18 protein-coding genes and 1 pseudogene are annotated in these 15306 nt (G+C 73.9%); 11 read left to right on the forward strand and 8 right to left on the reverse strand.

Annotated elements, in window-relative coordinates; genetic code table 11:
- The first annotated feature begins 150 nt into the window (after positions 1-150).
- Positions 151-543 carry a PPOX class F420-dependent oxidoreductase gene (locus IF30_RS0126950; protein WP_030243239.1) on the forward strand — a complete coding sequence of 131 codons (393 nt, stop codon included), beginning with the start codon at positions 151-153 and terminating at the stop codon, positions 541-543.
- 67 nt (positions 544-610) lie between these two features.
- The gene (locus IF30_RS0126955; RefSeq protein ID WP_030243240.1) at positions 611-1510 is read left to right on the forward strand and encodes an aminoglycoside phosphotransferase family protein; all 900 of its coding nucleotides are present in this window, start codon (positions 611-613) and stop codon (positions 1508-1510) included.
- 9 nt (positions 1511-1519) lie between these two features.
- Here the strand turns inward: IF30_RS0126955 and IF30_RS0126960 are convergent, their stop codons facing one another.
- Positions 1520-2425, reverse strand: coding sequence for a LysR family transcriptional regulator (locus IF30_RS0126960; protein WP_030243242.1), 906 nt, complete (start codon positions 2423-2425; stop codon positions 1520-1522).
- A gap of 71 nt (positions 2426-2496) precedes the next feature.
- Here IF30_RS0126960 and IF30_RS0126965 point away from each other — a divergent pair, with 71 nt between their 5' ends.
- The 5 genes from IF30_RS0126965 to IF30_RS0126985 all read left to right on the forward strand — a co-directional run bounded on the left by IF30_RS0126965 (position 2497) and on the right by IF30_RS0126985 (position 5316).
- Positions 2497-2886: a RidA family protein gene (locus IF30_RS0126965; RefSeq protein WP_030243243.1), complete on the forward strand. Its 390-nt coding sequence runs from the start codon at positions 2497-2499 to the stop codon at positions 2884-2886.
- A gap of 67 nt (positions 2887-2953) precedes the next feature.
- Entirely contained in the window at positions 2954-3466 is a 513-nt protein-coding gene (locus tag IF30_RS0126970; RefSeq protein ID WP_037901310.1) for a DUF6232 family protein, read from the forward strand.
- Positions 3463-3786 (forward strand): hypothetical protein, encoded by a 324-nt coding sequence (locus IF30_RS0126975; protein WP_030243247.1) that lies wholly within the window; start codon positions 3463-3465, stop codon positions 3784-3786. Before IF30_RS0126970 ends, IF30_RS0126975 begins: the two co-directional genes overlap by 4 nt.
- Positions 3787-3914: 128 nt before the next feature.
- Entirely contained in the window at positions 3915-4571 is a 657-nt protein-coding gene (locus IF30_RS0126980; protein ID WP_037901313.1) for a TetR family transcriptional regulator, read from the forward strand.
- Between the two features lie 10 nt (positions 4572-4581).
- Entirely contained in the window at positions 4582-5316 is a 735-nt protein-coding gene (locus IF30_RS0126985; protein ID WP_030243250.1) for a tyrosine-protein phosphatase, read from the forward strand.
- Positions 5317-5492: 176 nt separating this feature from the next.
- On the opposite strand, the gene IF30_RS0126990 is transcribed toward IF30_RS0126985, so the two are convergent.
- A complete protein-coding gene (locus IF30_RS0126990; RefSeq protein ID WP_051711259.1) occupies positions 5493-6413 on the reverse strand; it encodes a pentapeptide repeat-containing protein in 921 nt (306 codons plus the stop codon).
- A 144-nt stretch (positions 6414-6557) separates the two neighbouring features.
- Here IF30_RS0126990 and IF30_RS0126995 point away from each other — a divergent pair, with 144 nt between their 5' ends.
- Positions 6558-7214 carry a GNAT family N-acetyltransferase gene (locus IF30_RS0126995; RefSeq protein ID WP_030243253.1) on the forward strand — a complete coding sequence of 219 codons (657 nt, stop codon included), beginning with the start codon at positions 6558-6560 and terminating at the stop codon, positions 7212-7214.
- A gap of 105 nt (positions 7215-7319) precedes the next feature.
- Here IF30_RS0126995 and IF30_RS0127000 read toward each other — a convergent pair whose 3' ends face one another.
- The 3 genes and pseudogenes from IF30_RS0127000 to IF30_RS0127010 form a co-directional block, all read right to left on the reverse strand.
- Positions 7320-7961 (reverse strand): DedA family protein, encoded by a 642-nt coding sequence (locus IF30_RS0127000; RefSeq protein ID WP_030243254.1) that lies wholly within the window; start codon positions 7959-7961, stop codon positions 7320-7322.
- Between the two features lie 192 nt (positions 7962-8153).
- Positions 8154-8939, reverse strand: coding sequence for an SGNH/GDSL hydrolase family protein (locus IF30_RS0127005; RefSeq protein WP_030243256.1), 786 nt, complete (start codon positions 8937-8939; stop codon positions 8154-8156).
- A 236-nt stretch (positions 8940-9175) separates the two neighbouring features.
- Positions 9176-9529: pseudogene (locus IF30_RS0127010) on the reverse strand (winged helix-turn-helix transcriptional regulator); the annotation flags it as partial.
- A gap of 97 nt (positions 9530-9626) precedes the next feature.
- Here IF30_RS0127010 and IF30_RS0127015 point away from each other — a divergent pair.
- A complete protein-coding gene (locus tag IF30_RS0127015) occupies positions 9627-10841 on the forward strand; it encodes a pyridoxal phosphate-dependent aminotransferase (protein WP_030243259.1) in 1215 nt (404 codons plus the stop codon).
- A 19-nt stretch (positions 10842-10860) separates the two neighbouring features.
- Complete coding sequence (locus tag IF30_RS0127020; RefSeq protein ID WP_030243261.1) at positions 10861-11193, forward strand: YnfA family protein; 333 nt, start codon at positions 10861-10863, stop codon at positions 11191-11193.
- 94 nt (positions 11194-11287) lie between these two features.
- Here the strand turns inward: IF30_RS0127020 and IF30_RS0127025 are convergent, their stop codons facing one another.
- From IF30_RS0127025 to IF30_RS0127035, 3 genes are all read right to left on the reverse strand, one after another.
- Positions 11288-12955 (reverse strand): purple acid phosphatase family protein, encoded by a 1668-nt coding sequence (locus tag IF30_RS0127025; protein WP_078891723.1) that lies wholly within the window; start codon positions 12953-12955, stop codon positions 11288-11290.
- Between the two features lie 209 nt (positions 12956-13164).
- Positions 13165-13416, reverse strand: coding sequence for a hypothetical protein (locus IF30_RS0127030; RefSeq protein WP_030243264.1), 252 nt, complete (start codon positions 13414-13416; stop codon positions 13165-13167).
- Between the two features lie 155 nt (positions 13417-13571).
- Positions 13572-14012 (reverse strand): (2Fe-2S) ferredoxin domain-containing protein, encoded by a 441-nt coding sequence (locus IF30_RS0127035; protein ID WP_234322854.1) that lies wholly within the window; start codon positions 14010-14012, stop codon positions 13572-13574.
- A 119-nt stretch (positions 14013-14131) separates the two neighbouring features.
- Between IF30_RS0127035 and IF30_RS0127040 the strand changes: the two genes are divergently transcribed.
- Positions 14132-15136, forward strand: coding sequence for an AraC family transcriptional regulator (locus IF30_RS0127040; RefSeq protein ID WP_051711261.1), 1005 nt, complete (start codon positions 14132-14134; stop codon positions 15134-15136).
- The last annotated feature ends 170 nt before the right edge of the window (positions 15137-15306 follow it).

A 15306-nucleotide genomic window follows, 5' to 3' on the forward strand; every position in this document is an offset into this window, starting at 1 on the left:
CGGGCCAGGAGCGGGACAACCGGCGGGACACGGGACGGGGCGGGGGGCGGGGCACCGGTGCGGCACGGACGGGCCCGGGCGCGGCCCGGTGCACCGGGGCCCCACCGGGGCTTGAGCGATGCCCAGTTGCCGCCGCCTAGGGTCGCGGGCATGGACACTCTGGATGCCGCCGCCGAACTGGAGCGGCTCGATGCCGCCAAGTACCTGCTGTTCACCACCTTCCGGAGGAACGGCACTCCGGTGGCCACCCCGGTCTGGGTCGCCCGGGACGGCGACGCGCTGGTCTTCACCACCGTGACGAAGACCGGCAAGGTGAAGCGTCTGCGCAACCGCACGGACGTCCTGGTCGGCCCGAGCGACATCCGCGGCAACCTGCTCGGTGCGCAGGTCGCGGCCACCGCCGTGCTCGACCCCGACCGGGCACCCGCCTACCGCAAGCTGCTGAGGCGCAAGTACGGGCTGCTGTGCGCGGTCGCGCTGACCGCGAACGTGCTGCGCTTCGGCAGGGGCGGCACGGTCGGGGTGCGGGTCACCGTCGGCTGATCGCCCTGATGCGCCCGGTTGTTGAATACGGCTGAACGGAAACGATCGGCGCTGTACGCTGCCGGGCATGTGCGCTGCCGCCCGGATGCACCCTGACGAGCCGGTGGTCGACGCGGCCCTGGTGCGGCGGTTGATCTCCGCCCAGTTCCCGCAGTGGGAGCGCCTCCCGATCACGCCGGTCGCCCGGGCCGGGGCGGACAACGCGATGTTCCGCCTCGGGCCCGAACTCGCCGTCCGGCTGCCCCGGGTGGAGTGGGCGGCCGGGGACCTGCGCCGGGAGCACCAGTGGCTGCCCGCCCTGGCACCCCGGCTGCCGCTGCCCGTCCCCGCCCCGCTCGCGCTCGGCCGGCCCGCCGCGGGCTACCCGTGGGAGTGGTCGGTGCTCCGGTGGATCGACGGCGTCAACCCGGCGGCCGGCGCCCTCACCGCACCGGGGGCCCTCGCCCGCGACCTGGCCGGCTTCGTCAGCGCCCTGCGCGCCGTCGACCCGGCGAACGGCCCGGCCGGCCACCGCAGCGCCCCGCTCGCCTCCCGGGACGGCGCGACCCGCGCGGCCATCGCCCAGCTCGCCGGCTCGATCGACACCGCGGCCGCAACCGCGCTCTGGGACAAGGCACTTCGGCTGCCCGACTACGCCGGGCCGCCGGTCTGGATGCACGGCGACCTCACCCCGGGCAACCTCCTGGTCTCCCGCACCGGCCGGCTCGCCGCCGTCATCGACTTCGCCCTGATGGGCGTCGGCGACCCGACCGCGGACCTGATCGCCGCCTGGAACCTGCTGCCCGCCACCGCCCGTCCCGCCTACCGCGCCGCCCTGCGCGCGGACGACGCCACGTGGGCGCGCGGCCGCGCCTGGGCGTTCTCGATCGCCCTGGTGACGATCCCCTACTACCGCCACACCGACGCGGCCCGGACGGCCAACGCCCGCCACGTCGTCCGCGAGGTGCTCGCCGACCGCAGCGCGTAGGGCCCGTCCTCAGACCCCGGGCACCTCCTCGGCCACCGCCGCGAGCAGGTTGCGGACCAGCGGGTCGGGGTCGTCGCGGCGCCAGGCGAGGGCAGCCGGGGTGCGTGCGGTGCCCGGGTCGATCCGGCGGAAGGCGACGCCGCGCAGGCGGATGCGCCGGATGCTCGCCGGGGCCAGGGAGACGCCCAGGCCTGCGCCGACCAGTGCGCACACCGTCTGCCACTCCACCGCGTGCTGCGCGATCCGCGGGACGAAGCCCGCCTCGCCGCACAGGCCGGTGATCCGGTCGTACAGCTGCGGCCCGTCCTCCCGGGGCAGCAGTACGAACGGCGCGTCCGCCAACTGCGCCAGACGGACGGCCCGTTGGCCGGCCAGCGGGTGGTGCGCGGGGAGGACGGCGACGAACGGCTCGCGCAGCACCGTACGGAAGGACAGCTCCGGCTCGCCCGCGGGCGGCTCGCGCAGCAGGCCGACGTCGATGGACCGCTCGTGCAGCGCGGTGAGCTGCGGCGCGCTGGTCATCTCGCGCAGGTCCAGGTGGACGGCGGGGTGGCGCTGCCGAAAGGCGGTCAGCAGACCGGGCAGGACGGTGAGGGCGAGCGAGGCGGAGAACCCGATCCGCAGGCGCCCGGCCTCGCCGCTGCCGACGGCGCGGGCGGCGGACAGGGCGTCCGCGAGGTCGGTCAGCGCCCGCCGTGCGGCGGGCAGGAGTTCACGGCCGGCCGGGGTCAGGGCGACGCCCCCGGGGTCACGGCGGAACAGCGGGTGGCCGACCTTGTCCTCCAGCCGTCGGATCTGCTGGCTCAGCGGCGGCTGGGCGATGCCGAGGCGGGCGGCGGCGTGGCCGAAGTGCAGTTCCTCGGCGAGCACGACGAAGGCGTTCAGCTGCGGCAGGGGGAGTTCGGGACGCTCCATACCTCCAGGCATATCAGATGATGCCGTGCGGAGTGTTGGACGTATTCCGGCAGCTCACCTAGCGTTCCGGCATGACAGAACGACGTGCGGTCCTCAGCGGTTCGACCTTCGAGGAACAGATCGGCTACGCCCGTGCGGTGGTGGACGGCGACTGGGTCCACGTGTCCGGGACGACCGGCTTCGACTACACCGCCATGACCATCTCCGACGACGTGGTGGAGCAGGCCGAGCAGTGCCTGCGCAACATCGGCGCCGCCCTCGCAGCGGCGGACTGCGGCTTCGCCGACGTGGTGCGGGTGCGCTACCTGCTGCCCGAGCGCGCGGACTTCGAACCGTGCTGGCCGGTCCTGCGCCGCTGCTTCGGGGAGGTCCGGCCGGCCGCCACCATGCAGGTGTGCGGGCTCAGCGACCCCCGGATGAGGATCGAGATCGAGGTCACCGCCCGCCGGACGCCCTCCTGATCCCACACCGGACGCCCGTCCCTGTTGCTATGGTTCTTCCCGCCACCAACGGCAGGGGGAAACGGACTTGACACGGAACGTGATCACCGTCAGCGTGAGTCGGCGGGTGCTCTGGGTCGGCGGGGACGCCTACCCGCTACAACACATCGCCCGGGCGCGGCAGTTGGTCTGGTGGCCGCCCAAGCGCTCGTGGACGATCATCCGGTTCGTCCGCCAGGTGTTCGCCCTGGCCTTCGCGGCGACCGTCCTCGGCGCGCTGCTGCAGAACTCGACCGAACCGGGGCAGGCGGCGGCCGTCCCCGGCGCACTGCTGGTCGCGGGCCTCGCCTACTGCATCTACCGGCTGGTCACCCGGCTGCGGCAGCGGCCGCTGTACAAGCTGGTCATCGAGACCTCCAACGCCTCGACCACGGCCGTGGTGAGCCATGACCCCCGGCAGATCGGCCAGTTGATCGAGATGATCATGGATGCCATCGACAACCCCCAGGCCGAGTTCGCCGTCCAGGTGGAGAACGTCCACATCGGCGACCGGATCAACCAGTACGGCAACGACAACATCGGAAAGCAGGTGGGCCGGTGAGCGGCAACTTCCACATCGGTGACTCCGTCACCCAGCACGGCGACCACAACGTCGGCATCATCAAGCACCAGGGCCCGACCGACCCCCAGGCCGCCCTGCGCGACCTCGTGGCCGCCGTGCGCGCGTTGCGCGAGCAGGTGCCGGCCGAGGACCGCGAGGTGCTGGACGAGTCGCTGGCGGCCATCGGCGACGGCACCGCCACCCCGCCGACCGTGCTGCGGCGCGCGCTCCGGAACATCTCCGGCGTGGCCTCCCTGGTGACGGCGGGCGCCCCGGTGGTGGAGTCGATCCGCCGGATCCTGGACTCGATCACCTCCTGAGGCCGGCCCGCGCCACGCACGCCCGCCACGCGTCGCCGCAACGCTTCCCCGCCACGCACCCCCGCCACGCGCCCGGCTCTACCCGGTCAGAAAGCTGCCCCGGTCAACCCGGCTGCTAGCCTGACCCCATGAGCGGACTGCGCGAACGCAAGAAGGAGCGCACCCGGCAGGCCATCTCCGAGGCGGCCATCGCACTCTTCCTGGAGCACGGCTTCGACCAGGTGTCGGTGGCGGACGTCGCGGCGGCAGCCGAGGTCTCCAAGCCGACGCTGTTCTCCTACTTCCCCACCAAGGAGGACCTGGTCGTCCACCGCTTCGCCGACCACCAGGAGCAGGCCGCGGACGTCGTCCGCACCCGCCCGGCCGGCGAGCCGGTGCTCGACGCGCTGCTCCGGGACTTCCTCACCGGCCTCGACCGGCGCGACCCGGTCACCGGCCTCAACGACCACCCCGCGGTCCTCGCCTTCACCGCCCTGGTCTACGGCACCCCGAGCCTGGCCGCCCGGGTCGGCGAGTACGTGGCCCGCGCCGAACGAACCCTGGCCGACGCGCTGGACCAGGACCCCGGCCTCCCGCGGCCGCGCGACCTCACCGCCCCGCTGCTCGCCGCCCAGGTCACCGCCACCCAGCGGGTCCTGGCCCTGCACAACTGGCAGCGCATCCGGGACGGCGGCCGCACCGCCGACGACCTGTACGCCGAAGCCGCCGACGACGCCACCCGCGCCTTCGGCCTCCTCGCACACGGGTACGGTCCCAGCCCCGGCCCCGGCGCCGGCCCTGGCTAGAGTGCCGCGCATGACGACGCGTCACCACACCTTCGAGGCCCTGCACAACTTCCGCGACCTGGGCGGCCGTCCGGCCGCCGGGGGACGGTCCGTACGGTGGGGCCTGCTCTACCGCTCCGACTCGCTCGGCAAGATCACCTCGGACGCCGACCTCGACCGGCTCCGGGCCCTCGGCGTACGGACCGTGATCGACCTCCGCTACCCCTGGGAGATCGCCGCCAAGGGCCGGGTGCCCCACTTCGAGGGCCTGGAGTACCACAACCTCTCGATCGAGCACCGCCCGTACGACCAGGCCGCGATCGACCCGGAGCTCGACCCCTGGCGCTACCTCGCCGACCGCTTCGCCGAGGTCGCCGAGGACGGGGTCAAGGAGATCCGCCGGACCCTGGACGTGATCGCCGACGCCGAGGCCCCGGTGGTCTTCCACTGCGCGTCCGGCAAGGACCGCACCGGCCTCATCGCCGCCCTGCTGCTCACCCTGCTCGGCGTCGCCGAGGACGACATCGCCGCCGACTTCGCGCTCACCGAACTCGCCACCGAGCGGCTGGTCGCCGACTGGCACGCCGCCAACCCCGGCCGCACCCTGCGCTGGCCCGGCTACGGCCGCGCCCCGGAGACCGTCATCCGCCTCACCCTCGCCGACCTCGCCGCCCGCCACGGCTCCGTCGAGGCCTACCTCACCGGCACCCTCGGCATCGACCGCGCCCGGATCGCCGCGCTCCGCTCGCGCCTGCTGACCGACTGAGCCGCAGCGCGAACCGGTGGCGGACCCGGGAGGTTTCGCACGACCATGCATGCACCGGATCGACGAGTACGCCCGCCACTGCGGGCACGCCGACCGGATGCCCCGGAGGCGCCTCCGAAGCGACCCAGTGGCGTCGCCTCAGCGTTTCAGCGGCGCCTCAGCGTTTCAGCGGCGCTTCAGCGGCGGCGGTCCCGGGGCGGCCGGCCGCCGCCCTTCGCGGGCCGTGTCCTCGCCGCCCTCGGGGCCGGCGGCGCCGCCGTGTCGGGCCAGTGGGCGGGACGGGTGAGCCCCGCCGGCAGGCGGGTGGCCGCGTCGCCGCGGGCGGCGTCGAGCTGGGCCTGGGTGAGGTAGAGGGCCGTGGTGAGGTCGGCGCCGGCCAGGTCGGCGTCGCGCAGGTCGGCGCCGATGAGGTCGGCCAGTCGCAGGTCCGCGCCGGAGAGGTCGGCCGCGACGAGCAGGGCGCCGCGCAGGTTGGCACCCTTCAGGTCGGCGCCGCGCAGCCGGGCGCCGAAGAGGTCGGCGCCGCGGTGCTCGCGGCGGCGCGGGACGGCCGCCCGGACGAGTTCGCCGGCGCGCAGCAGGAGGTCGCTGACGTGCTGCCGGTGGGCCGGGACGTCGACGGCGAGGATCTCCTCGGGGGCGCCGCCGGCGAGCCGGTCGGTCTCCGCGAGGGCCCGCCGCAGGTCGGCGTGGAGGGGGCGGGCGGCTTCGAAGGTGAGCGCCTCGGTGAGGTACCGGAGCAGTTCGTGCAGCTGTCGCACGATCGGGAAGACCTCGAACATGGGCGCGGCCGTGTCCGGTTCGTCGCGCCAGCTGCGGCCGCCGAAGGTCACCTGGGAGACCCGCTGCCCGGCGCCGAAGCAGTCGTAGACGGTGCAGCCCTGGAAGCCGCTGTCGCGCAGCCGCTCGTGGATGCCGCAGGTGAAGTCGGTCTTCAGGTTGCGGCAGGGGGTGCCGGCGGCCTTGTCGACGGCGAAGTCGGTGCCGGCGGCGAACGGCAGGGCGGCGCAGCAGAGTCCGAAGCAGTTGCCGCAGTCGGCCTGGAGCGGGGTCGGCGCGGCCGCCGTGGGGTCTTGCGGCGACTCGGTCTCGCGCACGTCCGGGATCCTTCCAGCAGCCGGGCGCCGGTGTGGCACCGCGGACGCCGAAAATTCTACTGGGCAGACCCCCACGCCACCCAGTAAGGTATGCAGCCGTTCAGAGACCATTACCGATAGACGGTTGCAGACGGAGGTAGCGGCATGAGGGAGCCCGACATCAGAGAGCTGGTCCGGAGCTGGATCTCGGGCTGGGCCGTCTCGCGCGGCTCCGCCGAGCCGGTGGACCGGCCCTGGGGCTGGACCATCGACGTCGGCGCGCCCGTCGGCGAGGTGGCCCGGCACGTGCTGCCGGAGCCGACCGAGGCCGCGGTCCGCACGATCGCCGAGGCCACCACCGCACCCACCACCTGGCTGAAGCTGTTCGCCGAGGACGCCACCGTGCGCCCCTGGGTCGGCCCCCGCTGGCGACTGGACCCTCCGGGCTTCCTGATGAGCACCCCGCTCGCCCCCGAGCACCCCGCCGTGCCGACCGGCCACACGGTGACCGTCTGGGAGCGGGGCGGCGTCCTGCGGGTGCTGGTCCGCACCGGGGCCGGGCACTTCGCGGCGCGCGGCCAGGCCGGCCTGGCCGGTCCGGTGGCGGTGCCCGACCAGATCACCACCGCACCCGAGTTCCGCCGCCGGGGCTTGGGCGCCCTGGTGATGCGGACCCTGCAGTCCGCCGCGTACGAGGCGGGCGCCCGCACCGGCGTCCTGGTCGGCACGCGCGAGGGCCGGGCGCTGTACACCGCGCTCGGCTGGACCACCCACGCCCCGATGGCGAGCCTGGTCCTGGAGCCGGCGGGTTCCGAAGGCTGAAGTCCCCCGAAGTCCCGGGGTGGCCGCCGACGGCCGCCCGCGCGGCGGCGCGCGGTCGCGGACCGACCGGCCGGCGGCCCCGGGGCCGCACCGTCCGGGGACCGTTCAGGGATTCCGTCCGGCGCTGTCGTCCGACCGCTCCCGGCCCCGGGAGCGGTGCCGCCGCACGTACCAGACCGACAGGGCGACGGCGGCGACCACCGCGATCGCGATGGCGGCGACCCGCCCGACCGTGCCCTCCACCCGGGTGTAGGCGGCCCCGGCGAAGTAGCCGAGGAGGGTGAAGCCGACGCCCCAGGCGACCCCGCCGAGGGCGTTGTAGAACAGGAACCGGCGGTACGGCATCCGGGACATCCCGGCCAGCGAGGGCACCAGGGGACGGAAGAACGCGATGAACCGGCCGACGAAGACGGCGGCCGGACCACGTCGGCGGATCAGGTCCTGCGCCGTGTCGACCTGCTTGACATGGCGTCGCAGCAGGCGGGTGTGCAGGATGGCGGGACCGAGGGGGCGGCCGATCTCGTAGCCGGCCGAGTCGCCGAGGACGGCCGCGCAGACCACGACCAGGACCATCCAACCGATGGAGACCCGGCCCTGGTGGGCCAGGAAGCCACCGAGGACGGCGGCGGTCTCACCGGGGATGAAGAAGCTGAAGAACAGGGCGTCCTCGGCGAAGACCATGGCGCCGACGGCCGCGTACACGACCGGACCTGACAGGCCGCGCAGCCAGTCGGTGATCGAGTGCATCGGCACACCTCGTCAGCGATCGAGCCGCTTTCCGCTCTCCAATGTAGTGCTTGCCCCGTGCACCAGCCCGGTCGGGCGGGGAGGGGCGGCACGTTCCGGAGAACGGGCGGGTCGGCCGACGACGGGGTCCGCGGTGCGGTCGCCGTCGCAGGGCACGCGGGCGCGGGGCCGCTGCGCGGGAGGACCGGCCGGCTAGCGGTACGGCAGCAGCTCGGGCCGCTTGGGCGGACGGCCGTCGCCGGAGGAGCGGCCGGTGAGCCGACGGCCGATCCAGGGGCCGAGGTGGGTGCGCAGCCAGCGGGCGTCGGCGCGCAGCCGTTCGGCGCGGCCGGGCGGGGCCGCGGCGGGCAGCGGGGCGCGCCAGTCGAAGGCGGCGGGGCGGCCGAGTGCCTCCAGCACGCCCTCGGCGACCCGGCGGTGGCCTTCGGGTGAGAGGTGGAGGCGGTCCTCCGCCCAGAGTCGGCGGTCGTCGAAGCAGGGGGCGGAGAAGAGGTCGACGACGGCGATGCCGTCCTCGGTGCCGAGTTCCTGCACGAAGGCCTTCATCCGCAGGATGACGGGCAGCAGCCGGGCGCCGCCCGCGAGCCGGCGGGTGGGGTCGGTGCTGGTGAACAGGACGACGGTGGCGCCGGTGGCGCGCAGTTCGCGGGCGCAGTCGCCGAGCAGCCGCTCGACCCGGTCGATGTCGCAGCCGGGGCGCAGTACGTCGTTGAAGCCGCCGGCGAGGGTGACGAGCTGGGCGCCGGCGGCGGCGCCGGGGGCGAGCTGCTCGTCGTGGATCTGGCCGATGAGCTTGCCGCGGACGGCGAGGTTGGCGTAGCGGAAGTCCCGGTCCGGGTGCTCGGCCGCGAGTGCCGAGGCGACCCGGTCGGCCCAGCCGCGGTAGTGGCCGTCGGGCAGCAGGTCGTCGCACATGCCCTCGGTGAAGGAGTCGCCGAGGGCGACGTAGCTGTCGTAGCTGCGGTGGGGGGTGGGCACGGGCCGGCCTCCGCTCTCCTGGGATGACTCCGCGGTCCGACGATCGTACGGGTGCGTCCTGGCGGCGGTGCAGCGAGGGCCCTGCGGCGGTGCGGCGAGAGGCCGTGCGGCGAGGGGCCGTGCGCCGGTGCGGCGAGGGCCCCGGTGCCGCCCGTTCGGCCACGCCGCCCCTCTCCTCGCCCCGCAGGACGCTAGCCCGTGACGGCCGCCGTCCCGTCCTCCGCCTTCCGGGGCGTGAACCAGTGCTCGCGCACGGCGTCGGTGGGCCGCTGCTCGCCGAGGGCGGCCAGGCCCCACTCCCCCAGTGCCTCGATGACCGGCCGCAGTTCGCGGCCGCGCCCGGTCAGTTCGTAGACCGTCGCGTTGGCCGGCCGTTCCAGCTTCCGCCGCACGACCAGTCCGTCCCCCTCCAGCTGCTTGAGCCGGGCGGCCAGGATGTCGGTGGAGACGCCGGGCAGGTCGGCGTGCAGGTCGGTGTAGCGGCGGGGGCCGCCGAGGAGTTCACGGGCGATCAGGAGGCTCCAGCGTTCGCCCACCGCGTCCAGGGCGCGGGCGACGGCGCAGTACTGGTCGTAGCTTCGGCGTGACATGGGGATCAGCATAGCCAAGAGGTTGGACTTTCCAAGTGACAACTTGGTAGAACAAAGCAGAAGCAACGGAGCGGTGGTGACGGTCGGGAGGCCGCAGATGGAGTTTCGACAGTCCAGCAAGCTCAACGACGTGTGCTACGAGATCCGCGGCCCGGTGGTCGACCAGGCCAACGCCCTGGAAGAGGCCGGGCACAGCGTGCTGCGGCTGAACACCGGCAACCCCGCCCCGTTCGGCTTCGAGGCGCCCGAGGAGATCATCCAGGACATCATCCGCAACCTGCCCTCGGCGCACGGCTACAGCGACTCGCGCGGCATCCTGCCGGCCCGCCGCGCGGTGGTGCAGTACTACCAGCAGCGCGGGGTCCAGGGCGTCACCGTCAACGACGTCTACCTCGGCAACGGCGTCTCCGAGCTGATCCAGATGGCCGTCACCGCCCTGGTGGACGACGGCGACGAGGTGCTCGTGCCGATGCCCGACTACCCGCTCTGGACGGCCGCGGTCCGGCTGGCCGGCGGCAGGGCCGTGCACTACCTGTGCGACGAAGGGGCCGAGTGGTACCCGGACCTGGACGACATCGCCGCCAAGATCACCGCCCGCACCAAGGCGATCGTCGTCATCAACCCCAACAACCCCACCGGTGCCGTCTACCCGAAGGAACTGCTGGCGGGCATCCTCGACCTGGCCCGCCGCCACCAGCTGATGGTCCTGGCCGACGAGATCTACGACAAGATCCTCTACGACGACGCCGAGCACCACTGCCTGGGCGCCCTCGCCGACGACGTGCTCACCCTCACCTTCAACGGCCTCTCCAAGTCCTACCGGGTGGCCGGCTTCCGCAGCGGCTGGCTGGTCGTCTCCGGGCCCAAGCAGCACGCCACCGACTACCTGGAGGGCCTGACCATGCTCTCCGGCATGCGGCTGTGCCCCAACGTGCCCGCCCAGTACGCCGTCCAGGCCGCGCTCGGCGGCCACCAGTCCATCCACGACCTGGTCCTGCCCGGCGGCCGGCTCACCGAGCAGCGCGACATCGCGGTCAAGGCGCTCAACGAGATCCCCGGCGTCAGCTGCGTCAAGCCCAAGGGCGCGCTGTACGCCTTCGCCAAGCTCGACCCGGCGGTGCACCGGATCGTCGACGACGAGCGGTTCGTGCTGGACCTGCTGCTGCGCGAGAAGATCCACGTCGTCCAGGGCACCGGCTTCAACTGGCCCCGCCCGGACCACTTCCGCTTCGTCACGCTGCCCCGCGCCGACGACCTGGAGACGGCCATCAACCGGATCGGGCGCTTCCTGGCGACGTACCGCCAGAGCTGAGCCGCATACGCTCGCAGGCATGACCGTCCTGCGCTCCGTCGCCCTGTTCGTCCTCGCCGCGCTCGCCGAGATCGGCGGCTGCTGGCTGGTCTGGCAGAGCGTGCGCGAGCAACGGCCGTGGTGGCTGGCCGGGTTGGGGGTGGTGGCGCTCGGGGCGTACGGCTTCGTCGCGGCGCTGCAGCCGGACGGCCAGTTCGGGCGGGTGCTGGCCGCGTACGGCGGGGTGTTCGTGGCCGGCTCGCTGCTCTGGGGCGTGGCCGTGGACGGCTTCCGGCCGACCCGCCACGACGTGGTGGGCGCGCTGGTCTGCCTGGCCGGGGTCGCCGTGATCATGTACGGCCCCCGGCGCTGACCGCACCGGTGCCCCGGGGCGCAGGTCCGGCCCCGGGGCACCGTCATCGCGGCGGCGGCCGGCCGTCACCGGCGGCGGCTGCCGACGACCGGTCTCACCAGCCCCAGCCGCCGCCCTCGCCGTCGTCGTCGCGGCCCGAGTCCCAGCCCTCGCCGACCGTGCGCACGATCGAGTAGTTGTCGATCTGGGTGCCGTCCTCGGCCAGCGCGGTGACCTTCATGACCGACTTCCGGCCCAGGTGCGCCGGGGTGACGTCGACCTTGATGAAGGAGTAGCCGGTGTAGCGCACCCGCGACCACTGGATGGTCTCGGGGACCTTCACCCGGCCCTTGCCCCAGTAGTAGGTGGCGACCTCGTCCTGGTGGTTCTCGTGCCCCTCGTAGGTGTCCGGCACGTCGAACTTGTACAGGCTGCGGCCGGCCGCGCCCGCGGTCACGTAGACCACGCCGTCCTTCTCGGGCTCGATGGTGGCGCCGCTCGGCACCTGCTTCGAGACCTTGTTGCCCAGGATGGCGTCGGTGCGCTCGTAGATGTGGTTGTGGCCGTTGATGACCAGGTCCACCCGGTACTTCTCGAACAGCGGCACCCAGGCCTCGCGGACGCCGCCCTCGGAGGCGTGCGCGACGGTGGTGGAGAAGGCGCAGTGGTGGAAGAAGACCACGACGAAGTCGACGGTCTCGTCGCCGCGCAGGTCCTTGAGGGTGCGCTCCAGCCACTGGGTCTGCTTGCTCGCCGAGAGGCCCAGGTTGGCCGGGATCTCGTACGAGACGTCGTTGGCGTCGAGCGAGATGACGCCGACGTTCTTGTAGCGGAAGGTGTAGACGCCGGGGACCTTGCGCGGGTCCGGGCCGTTGTCCGGCAGGAAGAAGCGGGCGTTCTCGCCGCCGTAGCCGTTGGGCGAGTACCAGGCCTCGATGTCGTGGTTGCCGTAGGCGACCATCCACGGGATCTCGGCGGCCACCGTCTCGGTCTGGACCAGGAAGTCGTCCCAGGTCTTCGCGTTGAAGACGGACTTGTCCGGGTCGGTGCCGGAGCCGGCCGGGTCGGCGTAGCAGATGTCGCCGGCGTGCAGGTGGAAGGCCGGCTTCTGTGCCTTGATGACGTGGTCGTTGCCCGCCGCGTGCGAGCTGACGCCCTGGTCGCCGAAGGCGGTGAAGGTGAACGGCTCGTACACCTTGCCCCAGCGGTGGTCGCGCGAGGGCGCGGTGCGGAAGGTGTGCAGGGTGGAGATCTGCTGCTGCGAGGCCGGGTCGAAGCCGTCGTGGCCGACACCGTAGTAGTAGGTGGTGTCGGGGTGCAGGTCCTCCAGCGCCACGTGCAGGTAGTACTGGTCCACCGGCTGGCTGCCCGGGGTCAGCGCCGGGGTGTGCAGGGCGCGGACCTCGGCCTGGACCTTGTGGCCGAGCTCCCACGGGGTCCGGCCGAAGCGCAGGAACGGCTTCTTGACCGGCACCGGGACCTGCCAGGAGATGCGGAACTGGGTGTCCGGCTCGGGGCCGAACTGGAGGTGACGGCCGATCGGCGCGACCATCGAGCCGTCGATGCCGGCCGTCGTGCCGCCCGTGACCGGCTGCGGGCCGGCCGGCGCGGCGAGGGCCGTGCCGCCGCCCAGGGCGCCGCCGACGGCGACGGCACCGACGGTCACGGCGCCGGCGCGCAGCATCCGGCGGCGGGAGAAGCGGGCCCGCAGGTACTCGTGCTGCTCGGCCGTGCTCATGCGGTCGGCAAGCTCGGCCGGCACGCCCATCTTGGGGATATCCATGCGCGGGACTCTGTCAGCGGCACGTGGATCACACACTGACGCGCGGTGAACGAGCCGCAGCGCACACCCCATTCGAACACCAATGTTCGACCATGGTTTGGCAAAGGGCGTGTCCGCACCGATTCCACGCCCGATCATGGCCCCCACCGGGCAGCGGACCTGAGCGGACGTCGGCCGGGCCCCGGTGCGGGGGGGGTGGGCCCGCAGGGTCAGGAGGGCTCGTCCCACTGCGTGGCGGCCCGGTTCCCGGTGCCGTCGCAGGTGCGGCAGATCTCGTCCCGGTAGGCGTGCTTGGCGCCGCCCGCGTCCACCCGGTAGCGCACGTACACGCCGGTGCCGTCGCACAGGAAGCAGTTGCCGCCCCCGCCGCCCACCTCGGTGGTGCCGGTGCCCTGGCACGTCCGGCAGCTGAGGCCGGCGGTACGGCCGGTGCCCGCGCAGATGCGGCAGACCGTCGTCATCGTCTTCCTCCCTCGCGCGGAGCGGCTCGATGCGCGGAACGGCTCGATGCCACCGGTCATCGTAGTGGTGCCGGCCGCCGAACCGCCCGGGGGCGGCGATCTGACGGCCGATCACGCGAGGGGCCGCACCGTCGGCGGCGCGCCCGGGGCGGCCGCTACTCCGGCAGGCCCTCGCGGACCCGGCGCGAGACCGAGATCAACTGGAGGTCGAGCAGACCGGGCGGATCGGCCAGGCCGGGACCGCCCGCCCGCACCCAGGCCGCTATGTCGTCGATCATCTCGTCCATCAGCACGAAGCCGAGCCAGACCGGCCGGCCGCCCGCCGCCCGGCCCTCGGCGGACGGGCCGACCACCACCACGTTGGACTGGGTGCACACGTCCAGGCACTTGACCGCCCGGACCCGGCCCGCCGGACCCACCGCCGTCCGCAGCCGCTCGTACTGCCCCGCGTGGTCCACGCCGGGGTGCTTCGCCTCGGTGCCGCAGCAGCAGCCGCGGCAGACGGTGACGGTCACCGGGGAGGCGCCGCCCCGCTTCCGGTCCCGGGCGCCGTCGCGGTCGCGGGTGCCGTCGCGGTCACGGTCTCGGCGGCTCATCGGCTCTGGTACCCCCTGGTCTGCGGCGCGCTCTGCCCACGCACTGTACCCGCCGCCCCGATGCTGTCCGACCACCCCTTTAGGATGCGCACGTCACGGACGAAGGGGAGGGCAGGCGGGTGCCGGAGCGAAGAACCGGGGCCTCGGGCCGCGCCCGGCACGACGGCGCGAGCCCGGTCGCGCTGTACGAGGGCGACTGCACCGACGAGCTCTGCGAGGTGGTGAGCAGCCGGCTCTCCGCGCACCAGCTGACGGTGCGCACCCGCCTGCCGATCGCGGGCCGCTTCCGCGCCTTCCGCGAGGGGGACGTGGGGCTCTACGACCTCCGGTACGGCGCGGGCGTGCGGATCCGGACCGGCGAGCTGCCCGACTTCTACAGCATCATCCTCCCCTCCCCCGGCAGCCTGCAGGTCCGCGCCAACGGCCGGGAGCTGCCGGACGGGCCGTACATCGCCGGGCCGGGGGACCAGATCACCATGGACTGGGCCGACGGAGCCGTCAACGAGGCGCTCGTCCTCTCCCGCCGGGCGGTGGAGGAGGCCCTCGCCGCCCGCCTGGGCGACCTCCCGCGCGAACTGCCGCGCTTCCACCCCGCCCTCGACCCCGGGAACCCGGCCGTGCGGGCCTGGCTCGAACTGGCCGGACACTTCCGGACCTTCGCCGCCTCCGCGCTGGCCCTCCGGTCACCACTGGGCACGGGCCACTTCGAGAGGCTGCTGGTCGACGGCCTGCTGGACGCGCAGGCGCACTCGCTGACCAGGTCGACGGTCGACCGCGGCCCCGCACTGCTGCCGAGCGCCCTGCGGCGGGCGGTCGACTTCTGCGCCGAGCACGCCGACGAGGCCGTCTCCGTCGCCGACATCGCCCGGGCCGCCCGGGTCAGCCTGCGCACCCTGCGGGAGGGCTTCCGGCGCCACCTCGACACCACCCCGCTGGCCTACCTGCGGCGCGTCCGGCTCGACCGGGCCCACCACGATCTGCTCGCGATCGCCGACGGCCGGGCGAGCGGCACGGTCACCGAGATCGCCTGCCGCTGGGGCTTCACCCATCTCGGCCGCTTCAGCGCGGACTACCGGCGGGCGTACGGGCGTTCGCCCTCGGAGGCCCTCGGGCGCGGCTGCTGACGGGGCCCCGGCTGTCCGAAAACGCACGCCGGCGGGGTCCGGAAGTGGATAGGCACGCGGCCGCCGCTCGGCGAGGCTGGTCCCGAGCGGCGGCGGTGCGCCTCCCGCAGGGGAGGAGGCGCACCGCTCTCCCGCCGTGCCCGGTCGACCGGGTCGGCACCGGCCCCTCC

The organism is Streptomyces sp. NRRL S-350 (assembly GCF_000719705.1).
GTDB lineage: Bacteria > Actinomycetota > Actinomycetes > Streptomycetales > Streptomycetaceae > Kitasatospora.

What these genes read in the sequence shown, in the direction of transcription:
- IF30_RS0126950 (WP_030243239.1), top strand. Translation starts at nt 151, where the DNA reads ATGGACACTCTGGATGCCGCCGCCGAACTGGAGCGGCTCGATGCCGCC.
- IF30_RS0126955 (WP_030243240.1), top strand. Translation starts at nt 611, where the DNA reads ATGTGCGCTGCCGCCCGGATGCACCCTGACGAGCCGGTGGTCGACGCG.
- IF30_RS0126960 (WP_030243242.1), bottom strand. Translation starts at nt 2,425, where the DNA reads ATGGAGCGTCCCGAACTCCCCCTGCCGCAGCTGAACGCCTTCGTCGTG.
- IF30_RS0126965 (WP_030243243.1), top strand. Translation starts at nt 2,497, where the DNA reads ATGACAGAACGACGTGCGGTCCTCAGCGGTTCGACCTTCGAGGAACAG.
- IF30_RS0126980 (WP_037901313.1), top strand. Translation starts at nt 3,915, where the DNA reads ATGAGCGGACTGCGCGAACGCAAGAAGGAGCGCACCCGGCAGGCCATC.
- IF30_RS0126985 (WP_030243250.1), top strand. Translation starts at nt 4,582, where the DNA reads ATGACGACGCGTCACCACACCTTCGAGGCCCTGCACAACTTCCGCGAC.
- IF30_RS0126995 (WP_030243253.1), top strand. Translation starts at nt 6,558, where the DNA reads ATGAGGGAGCCCGACATCAGAGAGCTGGTCCGGAGCTGGATCTCGGGC.
- IF30_RS0127000 (WP_030243254.1), bottom strand. Translation starts at nt 7,961, where the DNA reads ATGCACTCGATCACCGACTGGCTGCGCGGCCTGTCAGGTCCGGTCGTG.
- IF30_RS0127015 (WP_030243259.1), top strand. Translation starts at nt 9,627, where the DNA reads ATGGAGTTTCGACAGTCCAGCAAGCTCAACGACGTGTGCTACGAGATC.
- IF30_RS0127020 (WP_030243261.1), top strand. Translation starts at nt 10,861, where the DNA reads ATGACCGTCCTGCGCTCCGTCGCCCTGTTCGTCCTCGCCGCGCTCGCC.
- IF30_RS0127025 (WP_078891723.1), bottom strand. Translation starts at nt 12,955, where the DNA reads ATGGATATCCCCAAGATGGGCGTGCCGGCCGAGCTTGCCGACCGCATG.
- IF30_RS0127030 (WP_030243264.1), bottom strand. Translation starts at nt 13,416, where the DNA reads ATGACGACGGTCTGCCGCATCTGCGCGGGCACCGGCCGTACCGCCGGC.
- IF30_RS0127035 (WP_234322854.1), bottom strand. Translation starts at nt 14,012, where the DNA reads ATGAGCCGCCGAGACCGTGACCGCGACGGCACCCGCGACCGCGACGGC.